Origin of the sequence: Micromonospora sp. S4605, from assembly GCF_003176715.1 — a bacterium.
GTDB classification, from domain to species: Bacteria; Actinomycetota; Actinomycetes; order Mycobacteriales; family Micromonosporaceae; genus Micromonospora; species Micromonospora echinaurantiaca.
This window is the reverse complement of sequence record NZ_QGSW01000089.1, coordinates 1-20279: the sequence shown is the minus strand read 5'-3', so window position 1 is coordinate 20279 and position 20279 is coordinate 1. Positions and strand designations below refer to the sequence as shown.

Here is a 20279-nt window from a genome sequence, read left to right as displayed (position 1 = left end):
TGTGTATAAGGGATGGGTCGGGAGCCGCGGAAGACCAGCCGGCCGGTGTTGGCGGCCTGGCCGGTGATGGCCTCGGCGCGGGCGGTGGTGATGTCGGCCAGTTGGGCGCGGTGGTAGTCGAGGAACTGGTGGAACGTCCACAGCGCCGAGTAGGTCTTGCGGCGGCGGTTGTTGGTGGTGTTGCCCTCGTCGGGTCGGGTCTGGCCGCCGGAGCTGCGCAGTTCGAGCAGGCTGTTGACGACGTTCTTCAGGCCGAGGGTGTTGCGCAGGATGGTTTCCTCGCTGAGGCCGACGTTGCCGCCGCCTTCGCAGCCGTAGGGGCAGGCCCACCAGCCGGCCTGGGCGCCCTGGCGGTACATGTGGCCTTCGATCATGTCCTGGGACTCGTCGAAGATGGCCTGGGCGACGTTCTGGTGGCGGGGCGGCAGCATGGGCAGGTCGCCGGCGCGGGAGTTGCCGTACTCGTGGCCGTCGTAGCCGGCGACGGGCCGGTAGTCGCGGATCATCGTGACGTACGCGGCGGTTTCGGGTTGGCGGATGAGTGAGTAGTCGCGGTTGAGGTCCTGGCCGGTGGAGTTGCCGCGGGTGTTGGCGGCGCGACCGTCGCCGTTGATGGTGGGGACGATCAGGACGGTGGTGTGGCTGAGCAGGTCGATGACGCGTTGGTCGGTGCTGAAGGCGAGTTGCCGGGCCAGGATGAGGCAGGCTTCGCGGTCGCCGGGTTCGTTGCCGTGCACGTTGCAGTTGATGGCGAGCGGTGCGGTGGCGGCGACGGCGGCCGGGGTGGCCGGTGGGGTCGGGTGGCCGATGACGAACATGTTGATCGGCCGGTCGCGGACGGTGCGGCCGATCTCGACGACGCGGACCCGGTCGCTGAGGTCGTCGATGGCGGCGGTGTAGGCGTACTCGTCGGTGTCGCTGGTGTATTGGGCGGCGCGGGTGGTCTCCCACTGGGTGCGTAGCTGTTCGCCGGGGGTGTCGGGGTTGCCCCAGGGTGCGGTGGTGGTGCCGGCGACCGGGTCGGACCAGGGCTGTTCGGTGGTGCCGATGCGGGCGCGCACGCGCCAGCGGAACCGGTCGCCGGGGTGGTAGCCGGCGTCGGCGAAGGTGGGTGATTCCTGGTTGATCTGCCGGTTGGGGCGCCAGATGCCGACGATGGTGGGCGCGCCGGTGGGGGTGTCGGTGTGGTCGACGGCGGTGCGTTCGATCTGGTAGTCGGTGGCGTCGGGTACCGGTTGCCAGGCGAGGGTGGTGTGTCCGTCGGCCTGCTGGGCGGTGAGGTCGGTGACCTGGTTGGGGGCGGCGGTCTGCTGCTGTCGGGCGCTGGCCGGGGTGGCGACGAGGCTGATGGCCAGGAGTGTGGACAGTGCGATGAGGATGTTTCGGCGTCTCACGTGGCCTCCATGGCGAGGACTGGTTGACCGTGACGCGGTTTGGACCAGCATGATCGGCATGGATGAGTGACGCAACGACCTTGAGCAATTCTTGCGGTAAGGGGTTCTCTCCCCCGTCGCCGCTGACCGTTCAGCCGAGGTCGACCAGCAGGGGCCGGTGGTCGGAGATGGTGGACAGCGGGGTGTGCACGCCGGTGACGGGTGGCAGTTGGTCGATGCCCTGCCGGTCGGCGAGGACGTGGTCGAGTTGCACCCGGGGTTGCCCTGCGGGGTAGGTGGGGCGGCGGCCCAGGGGTAGACAGCCGGAGACGAGGCGGGCGGCCCAGGCGGGCAGGTTCAGGTCGCCGAGCAGGATGCGGGGGGCGGGCAGGGTGCGCAGGGCGCGGACGACCCGGCGCAGTTGGTGGGCGTTCCAGCCGGGGACGAAGGACAGGTGGGTGGCGGCGACGGTGAGCGGGCCGTGCGGGGTGTCGAGGATGGCGGCGAGGAGCACGCGGGGTTCGTCGTGCAGCAGGACGAGTCCGCCGCCGGGGCCGGGGACGTAGACCGGTGAGCGGACCGGCGCGGGGCGCAGCCGGGTGACCCGCCAGCTGCGGACCGGGTGGCGGCTGACCAGGCCGACGCCGTAGCAGGGTTCGCCGTGCCCGTCGTCGTCGTGGGTGAGGGGGCGGAACCGTTCGCCGGGGGTGCCGACGACGGCGGCGGCGAAGCGGTGTTCGGGGGCGCCGAGCGCGCGGGCGGCGATGGCGGTGAGGTCGAGTTTGCCGCTGCGGCTCTGGTCGCGGTCGACCTCCTGCAGGGCGAGGATGTCGGCGTCGAGGGCGGTGACGGCGGCGGTGAGGCGGTCGGGGTCGACCAGGCCGTCGGTGAGGGAACGGCCGTGCAGCAGGTTGAACGTGGCCAGGCGCACGTTTGCACCCTACGACGCCGTGGCACAGTTGCCCGGTGCTCAGGGTGTTGCTGTGTTCGGCGCTGGTGTTCGTGGCGGTCGGCGCGGTGGGTGTCTGGTTGCGGCGCCGCCGCGGCCGCTGATCCACTCCCCCCGCCCATGGCTTGTCAGCCCGGTCGGGTTCCGGGTGCTCGTCGAGCTGGGCGTGCCGCGCGATGTGCGGCGCTGCGTGGTGCAGTTCGGTCGGGTCAGCGCGGCGTCCGGGCAGCCCGTGGGCGGTGAGCGCGCGGGCCGTACCGGCCGGGGTGGTGCCGGGTCAGGCCCGGACCGCCGGGCCGCCGGGGCAGGGCGGCTGACCTGCCCGGATTTGGCACCGGCCGGGTGTCGGTGCTGGTGAGGCTGGCCACAGACGGTCTCGTCGCCGGGGCGGCGGTGGGAAGAATGGCGGCCCGTGGACCCCGTATCGCTGACCACCCTGCTCGCCGCGGCCGCCATGGCCGGCTGGGTCGACGCGGTGGTGGGCGGCGGCGGTCTGCTGCTGTTGCCGGCGCTGCTGGTGGGGGCGCCCGGGATGCCGGTGGCCACCGCGTTGGGCACGAACAAGCTGGCGGCGATCGCCGGGACCAGCACGGCGGCGGTGACGTACGCGCGGCGCACCAAGCTCGACTGGGCGGTGGCCGGGCCGGCGGCCGGGCTGGCGGTGCTCTGCGCCGGGCTGGGCGCGGCGCTGGCCGGCAGCGTCCCGGGGTCGGCGTACCGGCCGGTGGTGCTGGTGGTGCTGGTGTCGGTGGCGGTGTTCGTGTTGCTGCGGCCCCGGCTCGGCGTGGTGGCGGCGCCGCAGCGGCGCACGCCGAAGCGGGTGGTGGCGGCGGTGGCGGTGGCCGGCGTGGGCGTCGCCCTGTACGACGGGCTGATCGGCCCGGGCACCGGCACGTTCCTGGTGCTGGCGTTCACCGCGCTGATCGGCGCGGACTTCGTGCACGGCTCGGCGATGGCGAAGGTGGTCAACGCCGGCACCAACCTGGGCGCGCTGGTGGTGTTCGCCGCGACCGGGCACGTGTGGTGGCTGCTGGGCGCGGGCATGGCGGTGTGCAACATCGCCGGGGCGGTGCTGGGGGCGCGGATGGCGTTGCGCCGCGGCGCCGGGTTCGTGCGGCTGGTGCTGCTGGTGGTGGTGGTGGCGCTGGTCGGCAAGCTCGGCTACGACCAGTGGCTGGCCGGCTGACCGGCCGCGGAGCGGCGCGGCCGATGTGTGATCATCGGCGGGTGCCGGTACGCGCGGAACACGACCGGGCCGTCCTGGCGCGACTGCTGGGCCGGGATCCGGTGCTGCACGCCTACCAGTTGGGCGACCTGGACGACTTCTTCTGGCCGTACACCTCGTGGTTCCGCCGCGGCGACGAGGTGGCGTTGCTGTACCACGGCGCCGACCCGCCCACCCTGCTGGCGTTCGCCGCCCCGGCGCGGGTGCCGGCGCTGGCAGGGCTGCTGCGCGAGCTGGTGCCGGTGCTGCCGGCCCGGCTGTACGCGCACCTGTCCCCCGGCCTGGAGCCGGCGCTGGCCGACGGGTTCACCCTCGACGCGGCCGGCGGTCACCACAAGATGGCGCTGACCGACCCGGCGCGGCTGGCCGCGGCGACCCCGGCGGGGGTGGTGCTGCACGCCGGTGACCTGCCGGCGCTGCGCCGGCTCTACGCGGCCGCCTACCCGGGCAACTGGTTCGACCCGCGGATGCTGGACACCGGCCAGTACGTGGGGGTGCGCGACGGCGACGAGCTGGTGGCGGTGGCCGGGGTGCACGTGTACTCCCCCGCCTACCGGGTCGCGGCGCTGGGCAACGTCACCACCCATCCCCGGGTACGCGGCCGGGGGCTGGCCGGGGCGGCGGTGGCCGCGCTGTGCGGGCGGCTGCGCGACCGGGTCGAGCACGTGACGTTGAACGTCAAGGCCGACAACACGGCGGCGCTGCGGCTGTACGACCGGCTCGGCTTCACCCGCGTCGCCGACTACGGCGAGTACACGCTGACCGCCCGCCGCGCCTGACGCCCGCGCCCCGCTCCGGTGGTCGGTGGGTGGCCGTCAGCCGCGCTGGCGGGACGAGTCGAACTGGCCGGCGCGGATCTCCCGCAGCGCCCGGCGGCGGACGTCGCCGCGCAGGGTGTCGACGTAGAGCCGGCCGGCCAGGTGGTCGGTCTCGTGCTGCAGCGCGCGGGCCAGGAACCCGCTGCCGGAAATGGTCAGCGGCTCGCCGTGCTGGTCGAAGCCGTGCGCGGTGGCGTGCATGGCCCGCCGGGTCGGGAAGTAGAGCCCGGGGATGGACAGGCAGCCCTCGTCGTCGTCCTGGGTCTCCTCGGACAGTTCCAGGGTCGGGTTGACCAGGTGTCCGCGGTGGCCGTCGGCGTCGTAGACGAACACCTGGGCGCTGACCCCGATCTGGTTGGCGGCCACGCCGGCCCGCCCGGGCGCGCCGAGCAGGGTGTCCATCAGGTCGGTGACCAGGGCGCGCAGTTCGGCGTCGAAGCTGGTCACCGGCTCGCACGGGGTGCGCAGCACCGGGTCGCCGATGATCCGGATGGGCCGCATCGTCATGTCGGCAAGATTATCCGGCGGCTGGCGGGGCGCCACCGGCCGGGCGGTCGCGGATCAGCACCTCGATGCCGTCGAGGATGCGGTCCAGCCCGAACTCGAAGGCGCGCGCCGGGTCGCCGGCGGCCTGGTACTCCTCGCCGGCGGCGGCGCCGACCCGCGCGGCGAGCGGGAAGCGGCGCGGGTCCATCGCCTTCTCCAGGTACGGGGCGTGCGCCTGCCACCACTGCTCCTCGGTCATCCCGGTGCGCTCGGCGGCCTGGGCGGCCTCCACCGCGCCGCGTACCGCGCCGTGCACGAACCCGGAGATCAGTGTGACCACGGCGTCCATCTCCAGGTCGGTCAGGCCGATGCCGTCGACGGCGCCGAGTTCGTACTCGTAGCGGGCGATCACGTTGGGGCCCAGCGGCGGGCGGGTGGTGGCGACCTGCAGCAGCCACGGGTGGCGCAGGTAGAGCGCCCGGGTCTCGCGGGCGATCTGCGTTAGCCGGCCCCGCCACCCGCCGGGCACGTCGGTGGGGCGGGCGGCCTCGCCGTAGACGGTGTCGAGCATGACGTCGAGCAGTTCGCCCTTGCCCGGCACGTACGTGTAGAGGCTCATGGTGCCCACCCCGAGCCGCTCGGCGACCCGGCGCATGGACAGCGCGGCCAGTCCTTCGGTGTCGGCGACCTCGATCGCGGCCCGGACGATCCGGTCGACGTTCAGGTCGGGGCGCCCCTTGCGGCTGACACGTTCCCGGGTGCGCCACAGCAGGGCGAGGCTGCGGGCCGGGTCGCCGGTGCCGCTGTACTCCGTCGTCACGCCCCGCACTGTACCGTCGCCTGTACCGTACTTTGTACGGTACGGTGTACGCCGCCACTGCGGGAGACGGGAGCACGGATGCACGACGACACACCGGCCATCGAGGCCGAAGGGCTGCGCAAGCGGTACGGCGACGCCGAGGCCCTGGCCGGGCTCGACCTCGCGGTGCCGGCCAGGCGGGTCTGCGCCCTGCTCGGCCCGAACGGGGCGGGCAAGACCACCGCCGTGCGGATCCTCACCACCCTGCTGCGACCCGACGCCGGCCGGGCCCGGGTGGCCGGGCACGACGTGCTGCGCCACCCCGACCGGGTACGGGCCGCGATCGGCCTGGTCGGGCAGCACGCCGCCGTCGACGAGGTGCTCAGCGGCCGGCAGAACCTGGTCCTCTTCGGCCGGCTGCACCACCTGTCGACGCCCGCCGCGCGGGCCCGCGCCGACGAACTGCTCGACCGGTTCGGCCTGGCCGACACCGGCACCCGGCCGGTCTCCGGCTACTCCGGCGGCATGCGTCGCCGGCTCGACCTGGCCGCCAGCCTGGTCCGCGCTCCGGGCGTGCTCTTCCTCGACGAGCCCACCACCGGGCTCGACCCGCGCGGGCGCAGCGAGGTGTGGGACGCCGTACGCGGCCTCGTCGCCGACGGCACCACCGTGCTGCTGACCACCCAGTACCTGGAGGAGGCCGACCAGCTCGCCGACACCGTCCGGGTGATCGACGCCGGCCGGGTGGCCGCCGCCGGCACCCCCGACCAGCTCAAGAACGACCTCGGTGGCGACCGGCTCGACGTGGTGTGCGACCGCGTCGACGACCTCGACCGGGCCGCCGCCCTGGTCGCCGCCGCCACCGCCGCCACCGCGGCCGTCGACCCGGCCGCGCTGCGGATCAGCGTCCCGGTCGCCGACCGGGTCACCGCCCTGGCAGCCGTGCTGCGCGCGCTGGACGGCACCGGCGTCGCCGTCGCCGACGTGGCGGTGCGCCGCCCCACCCTCGACGAGGTGTTCCTGCGCCTCACCGACACCCCGACCGAGCGGACGGTGACCGCATGAGCAACCTCACCCTGGCCCCGGCCCGGTTGCGCTGGGCCGTCACCGACAGCGCCGTGCTCACCGGCCGGGCGTTGCGGCACTGGGCCCGCCAGCCCGGGCAGCTGATCGTCGGGCTGCTCTTCCCGGTGCTGCTGGTGCTGATGTTCGGCTACCTGTTCGGCGGGGCGATGTCGGTGCCCGGCGGCGGCGACTACCGCGAGTTCCTGCTGCCCGGCCTGTTCGCCATGACCATGGCCTTCGGCATCGAGGCGACGTACGCCGCGGTGGCCACCGACACCGCCCGCGGGGTCACCGACCGGTTCCGGTCGCTGCCGATGGCCCCGTCGGCGGTGGTGACCGGCCGCGCCGCCGCCGACGTGCTGCACTCCGCCGCCGGCCTGGCGGTGATGCTCGGCTGCGGCTGGCTGGTCGGCTGGCAGTGGCGCAACGGCCTCCTCCCCGCGCTGGCCGCGATCGGGCTGCTCCTGCTGCTGCGGGTCGCGCTGATCTGGGCCGGCATCTACCTGGCGCTGCTGCTGCGCCGGCCGGAGTCGGTGGTGGCGCTGCAGATCCTGGTCTGGCCGGTCGGGTTCACCTCCAACGCGTACGTGCCGCCGGAGACCATGCCGGGCTGGCTGGCCGCGCTGGCCGAGTGGAACCCGCTGTCGGCGACGGTGGCCGCCTGCCGGGAGTTGTTCGGCAATCCCGGCTGGGGCGGCGACTCGTTCGCCGCGCAGCACGCCGTGGTGCTCGCCGTGGCCTGGCCGGTGCTGCTGATCGCGGTGTTCCTGCCGCTGTCGGTGCGCCGCTACCGGCGGCTGAGCCGCTGACCGGCACCAGCACGCCGAGGGGCGCCGCCCACGCCGGTGGCGCCCCTCGGCCGTGATCTTCGGCCGGCGGTCGCCGCCAGCCCGGTCGGGCGGCGAGCGGCCGATGCCGGCGGCCCGGTCGACGGGTCAGGTGGGCGGTGGGGGCAGGCCGGCGTCGGCGATGCGCTGGCGCAGCGGCCGGCGACCCACCGCGGCGAGCACCGCGTGCAGCAGGTCGGCCAGTGGCACCGGCAGTTCCGCGTCCAGTTCCCGCATCGCCGCGGTGGTGGCCGTCCACTCCGCCTCGATGACCGGCAGCAGGTCGCGGGCCCGGTCGGTCAGGTGCACGATGCGCTGCCGGGCGTCCGCGCCACGGATCAGCTCGACCAGCCCGGCCCGGGCCATCTGCGTCACGGTCTGGCTGGCCGCGGAGTGGGTGACCCCGACCCGGCGGGCCAGGTCCCGGATGGGCAGCGGCCCGTCGGCGACCAGCACCCGCAGCGGCGGCGAGAACCGGGGCCGGTAGTCGGCCAGGCCCCGCTCGGCGTAGACGGTGGCCACGTCGCCGTCGAGCATCTCCAGGACGTGCCGTAGCAGCGTCCCCACCGCCTCCCGGTCCGGCACGTCCGTCACCCCGCTAATGTAACAGCGCTGTTGTATCTGAGGGAGGACGGGATGTACGAAGCGGTGCAGCCGTACGCGCACGGCATGCTCGACGTCGGCGACGGCCAGCTCGTGTACTGGGAGACCTGCGGCAACCCGGCCGGCAAGCCGGCGGTGGTGCTGCACGGCGGCCCCGGCTCCGGCGCCACGCCGAGCTGGCGGCGCTACTTCGACCCGGCCCGCTACCGGGTGGTCCTGTTCGACCAGCGCGGCTGCGGCCGCAGCCGCCCGCACGCCGCCGACCCGGCCGTCGACCTGTCCGTCAACACCACCGACCACCTGGTCGCCGACATCGAGCGGCTGCGCGAGCACCTGGGCGTGGACCGCTGGCTGGTGCTCGGCGCGTCCTGGGGGTCCACCCTCGGCCTGGCCTACGCCCAGCGGCACCCGGCGCGGGTCAGCGAGCTGGTGCTGTTCAGCGTGGTCACCACCAGCCGCCGCGAGGTCGAGTGGATCACCCGGGACATGGGGCGGATCTTCCCCGCCGAGTGGGCCCGCTTCCGCGACGGCGTGCCTGCCGCCGACCGCGACGGTGACCTCGCCGACGCGTACGCCCGGCTGCTGGCCGACCCGGACCCGGCGGTGCGCGAGCGGGCCGCCCGGGACTGGTGCGCGTGGGAGGACACCCACGTCGGCACCGTCCCCGGCCACCGTCCCGACCCCCGCTACACCGACCCGGTGTTCCGGATGGCCTTCGCGCGGCTGGTCACCCACTACTGGCGGCACGCCGCCTTCCTGGCCGACGGCCAGCTGCTGCGCGAGGCGGGCCGGCTCGCCGGCATCCCGGGGGTGCTGCTGCACGGCCGCCTGGACATCAGCAGCCCGCCGGAGATCCCCTGGCGGCTGGCGCAGGCCTGGCCGGACGCCCGCCTGGAGCTGCTGGACGCCGCCGGGCACGGATCCGGCCACGGCATCGGCGAGCGGGTGCTGGCCGCGCTGGACGAGTTCGCCGGCCGCCGCTGAGACACCGGCGCCGTCCACCCGCCTGCGCCGTCGCCGCCGGGACGCGCCAGCCACCGCCCGTCGGTCCGAGCGGGCGGTGGCGCCGTGGCGCCGGGACGGATCGTCAGTCGCCGAGGGCGCGCCGCTGCGGATGGACCGTCTCGCCGCGGGCGAGCATGTCGACGAACTGGGCGATCCGCCGAGCCCGGGTGTCGGCGCGCTTGGCGCCGCCGACCCGGTACAGGACGGCGTACCGGTTCTGCGCGGTGAGGATGTCGAACATCGCCCGCGCCCGGGGCTGCGCCGCCAGCGCGGCGGCCAGGTCGTCGGGCACCTCGGCGGTGGCCTGCCCCGGGTAGGCCGCGTCCCACCGGCCGTCCGCCCGGGCGCGCTCGACCTCGGCCATTCCGGCCGGTCGCATCCGCCCTTCGCTGATCAGCCGGGTGACGAGGTCGACGTTGCGCGCCGACCACGGGCTGCGGGGGCGCCGCGGGGTGAACCGCCGCCGGTAGGTGCTCTCGTCGCGGCGGCCGGCCTGGCCGTCGATCCAGCCGTGGCAGAGCGCCTCGTCGAGCGCCTGGTCGTAGGTGAGGCTGGTCGGGTGCGTCGTGCCCTGCCGGGCGAGCACCAGCCACACCCCGGTCGCGCTGTCATGGTGCGCGCCGAGCCACTCCCGCCACGCGTCCGCGTCGGCGACGACCAACTCCGGCGCTTCAGCTGCTGAGCCCACCCTGATCTCCCCCACGACCGCACCCCCGGCCACCGCGAAATGTGTCCGTTCCCGGCCCGGCAACCTGGTGACCAGCGCGCCGGGCGACCCGGGGTCCGACCGTACCGGCACCCACCGACAGTCGCTGCCGATGCCGCCCAGGGGTCGGGCGGTCCCGGTCGCACCGGCCCGGACCCGGGGGTCAGCGGTTGGCGAGGGCGGCGCGTACCGGTGCGGTCTTCGCGGCCGCCTCGGCGACCTCGGCGTCCGGGTCGCTGTCCCAGGTGATGCCGCCGCCGGCCCAGACATGCATCCGGTCGCCGTCGGCGGCGGCGGTGCGGATGGTCAGCCCCAGGTCGATCCGGCCCGGCGCGACCCAGCCGAGCGCGCCCATGCTGGCGCCCCGGCCGACCGGCTCCAGGGCGGCGATCCGGTCCAGGGCGGCGAGCTTCGGCGCGCCGGTGACCGACCCACCGGGGCAGACCGCGCGCAGCAGGTCGGCCAGGCCGAACCCGTCGGCCACGGCCGCCGAGACGGTGGACTCGGCCTGCCACAGGTCGCACCAGCGGCGCACGGCGAACAGCTCGTCCACCCGGACGGTGCCGGTACGGGCCAGCCGGGCCAGGTCGTTGCGTTCCAGGTCGACGATCATCACGTGTTCGGCGCGTTCCTTGGCCGAGGCGAGCAGTTCGGCCCGGCCGGCGGCGGTGGCCGGGCGGGTGCCCTTGATCGGGCGGGTGATCAGCCGACCGTCGGCCAGTTCCACCAGGGTCTCCGGGGAGGCGCAGCCGATCGCCCAGCCGGCGCCGGTGAGGGTGCCGCCGTAGCGGGCGCCGGGCAGCGCGCCGAGGCGGGCCAGCGCCGGCAGCGGGTCGCCGGCGTACCGGGCAGCGGCGTGGCCGACCACGTTGACCTGGTAGACGTCGCCGCGGCCGATGGCCGCCCGCACCGCCCGCACCGCGTCGGCGTGCTGCCGGGGCGTCCAGCTCTCCGCCCAGTCGCCGAGCCACCAGCCGGCCGCCGCCGGCGCGGCCGGCGGCGGCGGCGTCGGGGTGTGGCCGTAGACGACCACGGCGACCTCCGGCAGGTCGGCCGGGTTGGCGGCGCCGGCCGCCGTGCCGGCCAGCAGCGCGCCGGCGGCGGCGGAGACGTAGAGCGCGGCCCCGCACAACCCGGTGGGGTCGTGCCGGGCGCCCGGGCGGGCCAGGTCGTGCAGCGCCACGCCGTGGGCGGCCAGGAAGTCCTCGGCGAGGGTGGCCGGGTCGCCGCCGTCGGCGGGGCGCCACTCCCACCGGGCGCGTTCGACCAGCGTACGGCGGCAGCACGCGGGTGCCGCCGGCACATCGATCAGCCTCGCGCTTGGGAGCGTTTCCACGCCGTCCGGCCCAATCTTCCTCATCCGTTCAGTGGATTTCCCGTCGACCACGCGCACTTGTGCTCGATGCTGGCCACTTTCGCTTGGTACTGTGCGTCACTGGTCATGTGAACCATGACACAGTGCCCCCACAGTCCGGAGAACCCGATGTGCCAGCACCAACCCACCTGCCCCTCCGCCGAGGCGACCGACCGGGAGGCCGCCCGAGTCATCGCCTGCTTCCCTGAGCAGGGCTGGAGCCTGCTCTGCAACGGTGTCATCGTCTTCGAGGACACCGGCGAGCTGCTCCCCGACGGCCGCACCATCGCCCCGCACCGCGGGCCCGCCCGCCACGCTCTCGTCGCCTGACCTGTCACTCTCCGTCACGCCAGTTCGTCGCGTCGACCCCGGCTGGTCCCCCGGTCGGGACCTCCCACCGCAGGTCGGCGTACCCGCCGGGGCGGCACCCATGACCGCCCCGGCGCCCCGCGACATCAGCTCTCGAACACCTCCGGCGACGGGCACGAGCAGACCAGGTTCCGGTCGCCGTACGCGCCGTCGATCCGCCGCACCGGCGGCCAGTACTTCCCGGCCCGGTCCACCCCGGCCGGGTACGCGCCCACCGACCGCGGGTACGGGTGCTCCCAGGCGTCGCCGCTGACCATCGCCGCGGTGTGCGGCGCGTTGACCAGGGGGTTGTCGCCGGCCGGCCACTCCCCGGCACCCACCTTGTCGATCTCCGCCCGGATGGCGATCATCGCGTCGCAGAACCGGTCCAGCTCGGCCAGGTCCTCGCTCTCGGTCGGCTCCACCATCAGCGTCCCCGCCACCGGGAACGACATGGTCGGGGCGTGGAAGCCGTAGTCGATCAGCCGCTTCGCCACGTCGTCCACGCTCACCCCGGTCGCCTTCGTCAGCGGCCGCAGGTCGAGGATGCACTCGTGCGCCACCAGGCCCTTGTTGCCGGCGTACAGCACCGGGTAGTTGGCGCGCAGCCGCGCCGCCACGTAGTTCGCCGCGAGCACCGCCACCCCGGTGGCCCGGGTCAGCCCGGCCGCGCCCATCATCCGCAGGTACGCCCACGGGATCGGCAGGATCCCCGCCGAGCCGTACCGCGCCGCCGAGATGGCCGGCCGGCCGGCCACCTGCCCGCCCAGCGGGTCGCCCGGCAGGAACGGCGCCAGGTGCGCCCGCACCGCCACCGGACCGACCCCCGGCCCGCCGCCGCCGTGCGGAATGCAGAACGTCTTGTGCAGGTTCAGGTGCGACACGTCCGCCCCGAACTTGCCCGGCTTGGCGAACCCGACCAGCGCGTTGAGGTTCGCCCCGTCGACGTACACCTGACCGCCGGCCTCGTGCACCTTCGCGCACAACTGCGCGATGCCGGTCTCGTACACGCCGTGCGTGGACGGGTACGTCACCATGATCGCGGCGAGCGCGTCCCGGTGCTTGTCGATCTTCGCGTCGAGGTCGACCAGGTCGACGTTGCCGTCGGCGTCGCAGCCGACCACCACCACCCGCATCCCGGCCATCACGGCGCTGGCGGCGTTGGTGCCGTGCGCCGACGACGGGATCAGGCACACGTCCCGGTGCCCCTCACCGCGGGAGGCGTGGTAGGACCGGATGGCCAGCAGCCCCGCCAGCTCGCCCTGGGAGCCGGCGTTGGGCTGCACGCTGACCGCGTCGTAGCCGGTCACCTCGGCCAGCCACGCCTCCAGCTGGGCGATCATCTCCCGGTAGCCGGCGGTCTGCGCCTCCGGCGCGAACGGGTGGATGTGGGCGAACTCCGCCCAGCTCACCGGCTCCATCTCGGTGGTCGCGTTGAGCTTCATCGTGCACGACCCGAGCGGGATCATCCCCCGGTCCAGGGCATAGTCGAAGTCCGACAGCCGCCGCAGGTAGCGCAGCATCGCCGTCTCCGAGTGGTGGCTGCGGAACACCGGGTGAGTGAGGAAGTCCGAGGTGCGGGCCAGCGCCGCCGGCAGCGCCGGGTCGCCGGCGCCGTCGAACGCGGGCACGCCGAACGCCGCCCACACCGACGCCAGGTGCGCCTCGGTGGTGGTCTCGTCGCAGGCGACACCCACCCGGTCGGCGTCGACCAGCCGCAGGTTCACCCCGCGCCGCGCCGCGGCGGCGACCACGTCCGCCGCCCGGCCGGGCACCGTCGCGGTGACGGTGTCGAAGAACGCGACGTCCGCGACGTCCACCCCACCGGCGCGCAGCCCGGCCGCGAGCCGCGCCGCCATCTCGTGGGTACGCCGGGCGATCGCCCGCAGCCCGTCCGGGCCGTGGTAGACGGCGTACATGCCGGCCATCACGGCGAGCAGCACCTGCGCGGTGCAGATGTTGCTGGTCGCCCTCTCCCGCCGGATGTGCTGCTCGCGGGTCTGCAACGCCAGCCGGTAGGCCGGGTTGCCGTCGGCGTCCCGGGACACCCCGACCAGCCGGCCGGGCAGCATCCGCTCCAGCCCCGAGCGCACCGCCAGGTAGCCGGCGTGCGGGCCGCCGAAGCCCATCGGCACGCCGAAGCGCTGGGTGGTGCCGGCGGCGATGTCGACGCCGATCTCCCCCGGCGGGCGCAGCAGGGTCAACGCCAGCAGGTCCGCCGCGACGGTCACCAGCGCCCCGACCGCGTGCGCCGCCTCGACCAGGCCGACCTGGTCCCGGACCGCCCCGGACGCGCCCGGGTACTGCAGGTGCAGGCCGAAGAACTCGCCGGGCAGCTCGTCGGCGTCCAGGTCGAGCACCCGCACCTCGATGCCGAGCGGCTCGGCCCGGCTGGCGATCACCGCGATGGTCTGCGGCAGGGTGTCGGCGTCGACCACGTACACCGGGCTCTTGCTCTTCGACGCCCGGCGGGCCAGGGTCATCGCCTCGGCCGCCGCGGTGCCCTCGTCGAGCATCGAGGCGTTGGCGGTGGCCAGCCCGGTCAGGTCGGTGACCATGGTCTGGAAGTTCAGCAGCGCCTCCAGCCGGCCCTGGCTGATCTCCGGCTGGTACGGCGTGTACGCCGTGTACCAGGCCGGGTCCTCCAGCACGTTGCGGCGGATCACCGCCGGGGTGTGCGTGCCGTGGTAGCCCAGGCCGATCATGGACACGGCGACGGTGTTGCGGGCCGCCAGGGCCCGCAGCTCGGCGATCGCCTGCTGCTCGGTGGCCGGCGCCGGCAGGTCGAGGGTGCCGTGCCAGCGGATCACCTCGGGGATCGCGGCGTCCATCAGCTCGTCGATCGAGCCGTATCCGACCGTTTCCAGCATCCGGCGCTCGTCGTCCGGATCGGGGCCGATGTGGCGGGCGGCGAACTGCTCTGTCATGGGCTGCGCTCCCGGGGGCGAGGTCGACGGGTCGGCCTCCCCCTGAGTCGCGCCCGCGCAGCGCTCCACAGTGCCTGCCCCCGCGGTCCTTTTGCCTGAGAGGTTCCGGGGAGGATATGCCCCTTCGGCGCCGCCCGTGCTGCTGTGGGCGGTCTCTCCCGCGTGGGTGGTACCGGCGAAGGTCAACGCTACCAGCGTCGGTGTTTCGGGCCGATGTCGTACCCCCGTCCCCGATCATGGGGGTAGTCGCGCACACCGCAGGAGGTGCCCATGACCGAGCCGGCGACCAGCCCGGACGACCTGGGGCGGTTCTTCGTCGCCCGCGCCAACGCCCGCGACGTCGAGGGTCTCGTCGCCCTCTACGAGCCCGACGGGGTGTTCGCCACCCCGGCCGGACCCGCCGCCGGTGCCGACCAGCTGCGGGCCGCGTTCGAGCAGATGCTCGCCGACGGGCCCACCTTCACCCCCGGCCAGCCGCAGCCCACCCTGTACGCCGGGGAGCTGGCGTTGACCTCCACCCGCCTCGACGACGGCTCGGTCACCGCGGAGGTGGCCCGCCGCCAGCCCGACGGGACCTGGCGGTGGGTGCTCGACCAGCCCCGCTTCGTCGCGCCGCCGGCCAGCTGAGCGGCCCGCCGGCCTGGCCCGCCGTGTCCGCGCGGCACGGCGCTGCCCGGTTGGTCAGCGCCGCTCATCCGGCCTGCCGTGACGCGGCCCGGGCGGCCGGGAAGACCCCCGGCCGGCCTCCCCCTCCGGGCGCTGACCGGCCGGCCCGGTGCCGGGCGCCTACCCGGCGGCCGCCGCGGCGACCGTCCCGGGACTGGCGGGGGCGCCGACGGTCCGGTCGGCCAGCGCGGGACTGTCGGGAGCGCCCGCGGTCCGGTCGGCCAGCGCGGGCAGCAGCCGGCCCAGCGGCGCGTCCAGCGTGAGCGCCGCGTACCCGTCCCCACGGGTCGGCCCCTGGTTGACGATCGCCACCGGGATGCCCAGCTTCGCGGCGCGCAGCACGAACCGCCGCCCCGACATCACCGTCAACGACGAGCCCAGCACCAGCAGCAGCCGCGCCCGGTGCACCAGGTCGAAGCAGTGCGCCACCCGTGCCGCCGGCACCGTCTCGCCGAAGAACACCACGTCGGGTTTGAGCGTGCCGGTGCCGCAGAACGTGCAGTCCACCACCCGGAACCGGGCCACCTCGGCGTCGGGGAGCTCCACGTCACCGTCCGGGTTGACCGCGTCGACCCGGGCGTCGAAGCCCGGGTTCGCCTCCCGCAGCCGCCGGTCCAGCTCCTCCCGGGAGGTCTGGTTGCCGCAGTCCAGGCAGACCACCTCGTCCAGGCGGCCGTGCAGCTCCACCACCGGCGCGCTGCCGGCCGCGGTGTGCAGCCCGTCGACGTTCTGGGTGATGACCGCGTCGACCAGGCCGGCGCGCTGCAACCGGGCCACCGCCCGGTGCCCGTCGTTCGGGGCCGCCCGGGCGATGGTCCGCCACCCCAGGTGGCTGCGCGCCCAGTAGCGCCGCCGCGCCTGGGCGTCGCCGGTGAACGTCTGGTAGGTCATCGGGGTGTGCCGGCGGGCCGCGCCGCTGGGCCCCCGGTAGTCCGGTATGCCCGACTCGGTGGACAGGCCCGCCCCGCTGAGCACCACGACACCACCGGCGGCCACCAGGTCGGTCAGCGCGTCGATCGTCTCGGTCACCCGTCCATGCTGCCTCACGCGCCCGCACCCCGGCGACCACGCCGCAGGCCACCGACCTGCCCGCCGGGCCCGCGAACCGCCTCCGCCGGTGTGCCCGCCGGCCCGCTACCGCCTCCACTGGCCCTGCCCGCCGGGCCCGCGACCGCCTCCGCCGGCGCCCGGCGCCGGCCGATCCCGACGTGACGCCCGCCGCCCACGGGCGGCGCGAGGGTCAGGCGGTCCGCGGAGGCCCGCCCCACCACCACTCGACGGCGTGGATCCACCACACCCACCGGACTCCCCGGTGAACGGCGGTGGGGGTCGCACTAGGTTGCAGGTATGCGCGTCGTCATCGCCGGAGGACACGGCAAGATCGCCCGGCTGCTGCTGCGGGAACTCGCCGGCCGCGGCGACACCGCCGTCGGCCTGATCCGCAACCCCGATCATGCCGCCGCGCTGACCGCCGCCGGCGCCCACCCGGTCCTCGCCGACCTGGAACACGTCGACGTCGACGACCTCGCCGGTCACCTCGGCGGCGCGGACGCGGTGGTCTTCGCCGCCGGCGCCGGCCCGGGCAGCGGCGCGGCCCGCAAGGACACCGTCGACCGGGCCGCCGCCGTGCTGCTCGCCGACGCCGCGCAGCGCGCCGGCGTACGCCGCTACCTGCTGGTCTCCTCGATGGGCGTGGAGGGCGAACCGCGCCCCGGCACCGACGAGGTGTTCGCCGCGTACCTGCGGGCGAAGAAGGCCGCCGAGGACGACGTGACCGGCCGGGACCTCGACTGGACGGTGCTGCGGCCCGGCCGGCTCACCGACGACCCGCCCACCGGGCGGATCACCCTGGCCCGGCGGGTGCCCCGCGGCGCGGTCACCCGCACCGACGTCGCCCGGGTGCTGGTCGCCCTGCTCCACACCCCGGCCAGCGCCGGCATGATCCTGGAACTCGTCGGCGGGGACACCCCGATCGGCGAGGCGGTCGCCGCCGTCACCGCACGCTGACGCCGCCACCGCCGGCGGACCCGCCGGTGTCACCGGCCTGAGCACGGTCCTCGACAGAGCCGACACCCGAGCTGCCAGACTCGTGATCATGCAGGAGTCACCGAAGACGGCGCCGGTGGCGGTGGTCACCGGCGCCAACCGGGGCATCGGCCGGGCGGTCGCCGCCGGGCTCGCCCGCGACGGCTACCACACCGTCCTCGCCGTCCGCGACCCCGACCGGGGCCGGCACGCGGCCCGGGACCTGCCCGGCAGCGTCACCGTGGAGCGGCTCGACGTCGCCGACGTCGACAGCGTCACCGACTTCGCCCGGCGGCTGCGCGACCGGCACGGCCGCCTCGACGTGCTGGTCAACAACGCGGCGATCAACTACGACACCTGGCAGGACCCGCTCGGCGCCGACCTGACCGTCGTCCGGGACACCCTGGAGGTCAACGCCCTCGGCGCCTGGCGGGTCAGCCAGGCCCTCGTCCCGCTGATGCGCCACCGCAGCCCCGGCCGGCGGATCGTCAACGTCTCCAGCGAGAGCGGCTCCCTGACCGGCATGGGCGCCGCCGCCCCCGGCTACGCCATGTCCAAGGCCGCGCTGAACGCGCTGACCCGGCTGCTGGCCGCGCAACTCGCCGCCGACGGGATCCTGGTCAACTCGGTCTGCCCCGGCTGGGTGGCCACCGACATGGGCGGGCCCGCCGCACCCCGCACCGCCGCCGAGGGCGCGGCCAGCGTGTTGTGGGCGGTGCGGATCCCCGACGACGGCCCCACCGGCGGCTTCTTCCGCGACGGCGAACCGCTGCCCTGGTGAGGCCGCCGCGGCCGGCCCGCCGGTCGCGGGCCGGCCGTCGGCTCAGCGCTGCTGGTGGCGGGGCAGCGCGCCCTGCCCGGCGCCGGCGCGCACCGCCGTGCCGGCCTGCCCGACCAGCCGGTCCATGGTGCGGGCCAGGTGCTCGCTGCCGTCGTCGAGGTGCCGCGCCGCGGCCTGCATGTGGGAGATCATCATCTCGCCGTAGATCCGCAGCGCCTCCCGGGTGGCGACCCCGTCGTCGAAGCTCGACCCGGCCGCCGAGCGGTAGTCCTGCACCGCCCGCTCGGCCTCCTGCTTCGCCTCCTCCGCCGCCGCCTGCACGTAGCTCTCGTACTGCACCCGGGCGTACTCGGCCACCCGGCGCGCGTAGTCGTGCGCCTGCGCGATGATCTGCTCGGCCTCCCGCTGGGCCGCCGAGAGCAGGTTCACCTCCTTCGCCGCCGGCAGCTTCGCCTCCGCCCCGGCGCTCGGGATCACCCCGTGCCGGTGCTGCTCCACCAGCGCCTTCACCGGCGCCCAGCCGGTGCCGCTGGCCAACAGCAGCAGATCCGCCGACCCGGCCGACCACAACGACAACCGGTCACCCACCGGCGCGGCCAGGTGGAGCTGGTCACCCACCGCGGACCCGTACACCAGCCGCGACGACACCGCCCCGCCGGGCGCGGCGCGGACGTGCAACTCCAGGGTGCCGTCCGCGCGCGGCGCGTTCGCCGGCGAGTAGTACCGCCACGACCGCACCGACGGGTGGGACACCCCGATCGACTGGCCCGGCGTGAACGGCAGCAGGTACTGCGGACGCAGCGTCAGCACCGCCACGTCGAACGCCCGCCGCTCGTGCCCGATGACCTCCGCCACCCACCACGGTGGGTTGACCGCCTCGGCGGCCTGCGCGGCCTCGATCATCACCTGCGACACCAGCCCGTACGCGCCGGCCCAGTCCTGGGCCAGCTCGTCGGTCCACTGCTCGCCGAGGAAGTGCTGCAGCGTCGCCAGCAGCGCCTCACCGACCGCCGGGTAGTGCTCCGCGCGCACCGCGAACTTGCGGTGGTCGGCGCCGAGATCCTGGAGGAACCCGACCAGCCGGTCCACCTGGTCCACGTTGGACACGATGTGCCCCAGCGCGGTGACCAGCCGGTCACGCTGCCCCGCCATGTTCGTCGGGAACATCTGCCGGGTCTCGGGGTGAGCCAGGAACAGTGTGGAATAGAAGTAGAGCGGAACCTGATCGCCGTGCGCGGCGACCAGGGACCAGCTCTGCTTGAGCCGGGCGGCGTCCACGCTCAGGCGCTCGCCGGGTTCCCGCTGAACACCACCTGGTCCTGCACCTGCCCCAGCACCACCTGCACGTCGGCGATGATGTCGCCGGGCACACCCAGCTCGGTCAGCGTCACGGTCAGGTGCTCCCCCACCTTGACGTAGTGCTCCACCGGGATCCGCAACGGCTGGTGCGCCTCGGCCAGGCTCCGCCCGGCGTACTCGTTCGGGCCACCCAGCACCACGGTCAGCATCAACGCCAGATGCCGCCGCTGCCCCGGCATGTCCACATCGGTGAAGTAGCCGGCCAGTTCCGGGTCGGCCAGCACCCGGTCGTAGAACAGGTCGACGGCGGCCTTGACCGAGGTGGCGCCACCGATGCGCTCGTAGTGGGAGGCGGGCGCGGTTTCTTCCGTAACCGTCACGGTCGTTCCTTCCGAGGTGGAGGGGGTCGCGCGGGGCTGGCGCGCTGGGGCAACGGTCGGCCGGCGCGCAACAGCGCCGCCGCAGGCGACACCGCACCGGGGCGACCGCGTGACGGACCATAGCGCGTCACGCCGCCGCGGTCATCGCCCCCCTATCGGATTCCCGACACTCTCCACTACCCACCGTGACACTCGGATCGGGCCGCCACCTCCACAATGGGCAACCGGCAATATACACAGAGTCATCGTCGACGTGTCCGCGGCACCCACCGCATTCCACCGCGGACCGGCCCCAACGCGCCCACACCCGCCGCTGACCACCACAGACACCCGGACGGCCGATCGTCCGAGCTGCCTCATCCGACCCGGCAACCCGACCTCAACCGCAGCGACGCCCCCGCACACCGAACGGCCAACCACCCACCGACCCCGCCGCCAGGGACACGCAGCGTCACCACGAAATCTGCAACAGGCTTCGGCGCGTCGCTCGTGCCGCACGTCACAACCGCGCCCGACCAGCGCGGCTCGACCGTCGGGAAGCACCCACCGCACGGCCACCGGAAACACCCGACCAGCCCAGACGACCCCGCGCCTCGGACGGCCACCAGGGCGACGCGTCAGCCCCACCCCACCGCGACGGACC

20 protein-coding genes and 1 riboswitch are annotated in these 20279 nt (G+C 74.9%); of the genes, 9 read left to right on the top strand and 11 right to left on the bottom strand.

What is annotated here, in order from left to right:
• Positions 1 to 1394 (bottom strand): M14 family zinc carboxypeptidase (locus tag DLJ47_RS05575; RefSeq protein WP_255562275.1); only part of this gene is annotated, 1394 nt, incomplete at its 3' end.
• 130 nt (positions 1395 to 1524) lie between these two features.
• On the bottom strand, positions 1525 to 2304 hold the full coding sequence (locus DLJ47_RS05570; RefSeq protein ID WP_109899011.1) for an endonuclease/exonuclease/phosphatase family protein: 780 nt from the start codon (positions 2302 to 2304) through the stop codon (positions 1525 to 1527).
• A gap of 430 nt (positions 2305 to 2734) precedes the next feature.
• On the opposite strand from DLJ47_RS05570, the gene DLJ47_RS05565 reads away from it, so the two are divergent.
• Both DLJ47_RS05565 and DLJ47_RS05560 read left to right on the top strand, forming a co-directional pair.
• Entirely contained in the window at positions 2735 to 3508 is a 774-nt protein-coding gene (locus DLJ47_RS05565) for a sulfite exporter TauE/SafE family protein (RefSeq protein ID WP_255562274.1), read from the top strand.
• Between the two features lie 41 nt (positions 3509 to 3549).
• Positions 3550 to 4326, top strand: a complete 777-nt coding sequence (locus DLJ47_RS05560) for a GNAT family N-acetyltransferase (RefSeq protein ID WP_233257673.1) — start codon at positions 3550 to 3552, stop codon at positions 4324 to 4326.
• A 36-nt stretch (positions 4327 to 4362) separates the two neighbouring features.
• Here the strand turns inward: DLJ47_RS05560 and def are convergent, their stop codons facing one another.
• Both def and DLJ47_RS05550 read right to left on the bottom strand, forming a co-directional pair.
• Positions 4363 to 4872 carry a peptide deformylase gene (gene def, locus DLJ47_RS05555; RefSeq protein WP_088993856.1) on the bottom strand — a complete coding sequence of 170 codons (510 nt, stop codon included), beginning with the start codon at positions 4870 to 4872 and terminating at the stop codon, positions 4363 to 4365.
• Positions 4873 to 4882: 10 nt separating this feature from the next.
• Entirely contained in the window at positions 4883 to 5671 is a 789-nt protein-coding gene (locus tag DLJ47_RS05550; RefSeq protein ID WP_109899010.1) for a TetR/AcrR family transcriptional regulator, read from the bottom strand.
• A 78-nt stretch (positions 5672 to 5749) separates the two neighbouring features.
• On the opposite strand from DLJ47_RS05550, the gene DLJ47_RS05545 reads away from it, so the two are divergent.
• Both DLJ47_RS05545 and DLJ47_RS05540 read left to right on the top strand, forming a co-directional pair.
• On the top strand, positions 5750 to 6715 hold the full coding sequence (locus DLJ47_RS05545; RefSeq protein ID WP_109899009.1) for an ATP-binding cassette domain-containing protein: 966 nt from the start codon (positions 5750 to 5752) through the stop codon (positions 6713 to 6715).
• A complete protein-coding gene (locus tag DLJ47_RS05540; RefSeq protein WP_088993858.1) occupies positions 6712 to 7524 on the top strand; it encodes an ABC transporter permease in 813 nt (270 codons plus the stop codon). Before DLJ47_RS05545 ends, DLJ47_RS05540 begins: the two co-directional genes overlap by 4 nt.
• A 126-nt stretch (positions 7525 to 7650) precedes the next feature.
• On the opposite strand, the gene DLJ47_RS05535 is transcribed toward DLJ47_RS05540, so the two are convergent.
• Complete coding sequence (locus DLJ47_RS05535) at positions 7651 to 8136, bottom strand: MarR family winged helix-turn-helix transcriptional regulator (protein WP_199235712.1); 486 nt, start codon at positions 8134 to 8136, stop codon at positions 7651 to 7653.
• A 42-nt stretch (positions 8137 to 8178) separates the two neighbouring features.
• Between DLJ47_RS05535 and pip the strand changes: the two genes are divergently transcribed.
• The gene (gene pip / locus DLJ47_RS05530) at positions 8179 to 9129 is read left to right on the top strand and encodes a prolyl aminopeptidase (RefSeq protein WP_109899008.1); all 951 of its coding nucleotides are present in this window, start codon (positions 8179 to 8181) and stop codon (positions 9127 to 9129) included.
• A 103-nt stretch (positions 9130 to 9232) separates the two neighbouring features.
• Here the strand turns inward: pip and DLJ47_RS05525 are convergent, their stop codons facing one another.
• Positions 9233 to 9838 (bottom strand): YdeI/OmpD-associated family protein, encoded by a 606-nt coding sequence (locus DLJ47_RS05525; RefSeq protein ID WP_233257672.1) that lies wholly within the window; start codon positions 9836 to 9838, stop codon positions 9233 to 9235.
• Between the two features lie 181 nt (positions 9839 to 10019).
• Positions 10020 to 11243 (bottom strand): chorismate-binding protein, encoded by a 1224-nt coding sequence (locus DLJ47_RS05520; RefSeq protein ID WP_199235713.1) that lies wholly within the window; start codon positions 11241 to 11243, stop codon positions 10020 to 10022.
• 96 nt (positions 11244 to 11339) lie between these two features.
• On the opposite strand from DLJ47_RS05520, the gene DLJ47_RS05515 reads away from it, so the two are divergent.
• The gene (locus DLJ47_RS05515) at positions 11340 to 11540 is read left to right on the top strand and encodes a DUF5999 family protein (protein ID WP_088993863.1); all 201 of its coding nucleotides are present in this window, start codon (positions 11340 to 11342) and stop codon (positions 11538 to 11540) included.
• Between the two features lie 125 nt (positions 11541 to 11665).
• On the opposite strand, the gene gcvP is transcribed toward DLJ47_RS05515, so the two are convergent.
• The gene (gene gcvP, locus DLJ47_RS05510) at positions 11666 to 14485 is read right to left on the bottom strand and encodes an aminomethyl-transferring glycine dehydrogenase (protein ID WP_109899005.1); all 2820 of its coding nucleotides are present in this window, start codon (positions 14483 to 14485) and stop codon (positions 11666 to 11668) included.
• A 73-nt stretch (positions 14486 to 14558) separates the two neighbouring features.
• Positions 14559 to 14656, bottom strand: a riboswitch (glycine riboswitch).
• Positions 14657 to 14755: 99 nt separating this feature from the next.
• On the opposite strand from gcvP, the gene DLJ47_RS05505 reads away from it, so the two are divergent.
• Positions 14756 to 15112, top strand: a complete 357-nt coding sequence (locus tag DLJ47_RS05505; RefSeq protein ID WP_088993865.1) for a YybH family protein — start codon at positions 14756 to 14758, stop codon at positions 15110 to 15112.
• A gap of 159 nt (positions 15113 to 15271) precedes the next feature.
• Here DLJ47_RS05505 and DLJ47_RS05500 read toward each other — a convergent pair whose 3' ends face one another.
• Positions 15272 to 16180, bottom strand: coding sequence for an NAD-dependent protein deacetylase (locus tag DLJ47_RS05500; RefSeq protein ID WP_109899004.1), 909 nt, complete (start codon positions 16178 to 16180; stop codon positions 15272 to 15274).
• A 318-nt stretch (positions 16181 to 16498) separates the two neighbouring features.
• On the opposite strand from DLJ47_RS05500, the gene DLJ47_RS05495 reads away from it, so the two are divergent.
• Both DLJ47_RS05495 and DLJ47_RS05490 read left to right on the top strand, forming a co-directional pair.
• Positions 16499 to 17158: an NAD(P)H-binding protein gene (locus tag DLJ47_RS05495; protein ID WP_109899003.1), complete on the top strand. Its 660-nt coding sequence runs from the start codon at positions 16499 to 16501 to the stop codon at positions 17156 to 17158.
• An 88-nt stretch (positions 17159 to 17246) separates the two neighbouring features.
• On the top strand, positions 17247 to 17957 hold the full coding sequence (locus DLJ47_RS05490) for an SDR family NAD(P)-dependent oxidoreductase (RefSeq protein WP_109899012.1): 711 nt from the start codon (positions 17247 to 17249) through the stop codon (positions 17955 to 17957).
• Between the two features lie 42 nt (positions 17958 to 17999).
• On the opposite strand, the gene DLJ47_RS36660 is transcribed toward DLJ47_RS05490, so the two are convergent.
• Complete coding sequence (locus DLJ47_RS36660; protein WP_109899002.1) at positions 18000 to 19235, bottom strand: globin domain-containing protein; 1236 nt, start codon at positions 19233 to 19235, stop codon at positions 18000 to 18002.
• Between the two features lie 2 nt (positions 19236 to 19237).
• Complete coding sequence (locus DLJ47_RS05480) at positions 19238 to 19636, bottom strand: group I truncated hemoglobin (RefSeq protein WP_109899001.1); 399 nt, start codon at positions 19634 to 19636, stop codon at positions 19238 to 19240.
• Positions 19637 to 20279: the final 643 nt, after the last annotated feature.

Coding starts and splice junctions, on each gene's coding strand:
- DLJ47_RS05540 (WP_088993858.1), top strand. CDS start 6,712: ATGAGCAACCTCACCCTGGCCCCGGCCCGGTTGCGCTGGGCCGTCACC.
- def (WP_088993856.1), bottom strand. CDS start 4,872: ATGACGATGCGGCCCATCCGGATCATCGGCGACCCGGTGCTGCGCACC.
- pip (WP_109899008.1), top strand. CDS start 8,179: ATGTACGAAGCGGTGCAGCCGTACGCGCACGGCATGCTCGACGTCGGC.
- DLJ47_RS05490 (WP_109899012.1), top strand. CDS start 17,247: ATGCAGGAGTCACCGAAGACGGCGCCGGTGGCGGTGGTCACCGGCGCC.
- gcvP (WP_109899005.1), bottom strand. CDS start 14,485: ATGACAGAGCAGTTCGCCGCCCGCCACATCGGCCCCGATCCGGACGAC.
- DLJ47_RS05495 (WP_109899003.1), top strand. CDS start 16,499: ATGCGCGTCGTCATCGCCGGAGGACACGGCAAGATCGCCCGGCTGCTG.
- DLJ47_RS05505 (WP_088993865.1), top strand. CDS start 14,756: ATGACCGAGCCGGCGACCAGCCCGGACGACCTGGGGCGGTTCTTCGTC.
- DLJ47_RS05545 (WP_109899009.1), top strand. CDS start 5,750: ATGCACGACGACACACCGGCCATCGAGGCCGAAGGGCTGCGCAAGCGG.
- DLJ47_RS05515 (WP_088993863.1), top strand. CDS start 11,340: ATGTGCCAGCACCAACCCACCTGCCCCTCCGCCGAGGCGACCGACCGG.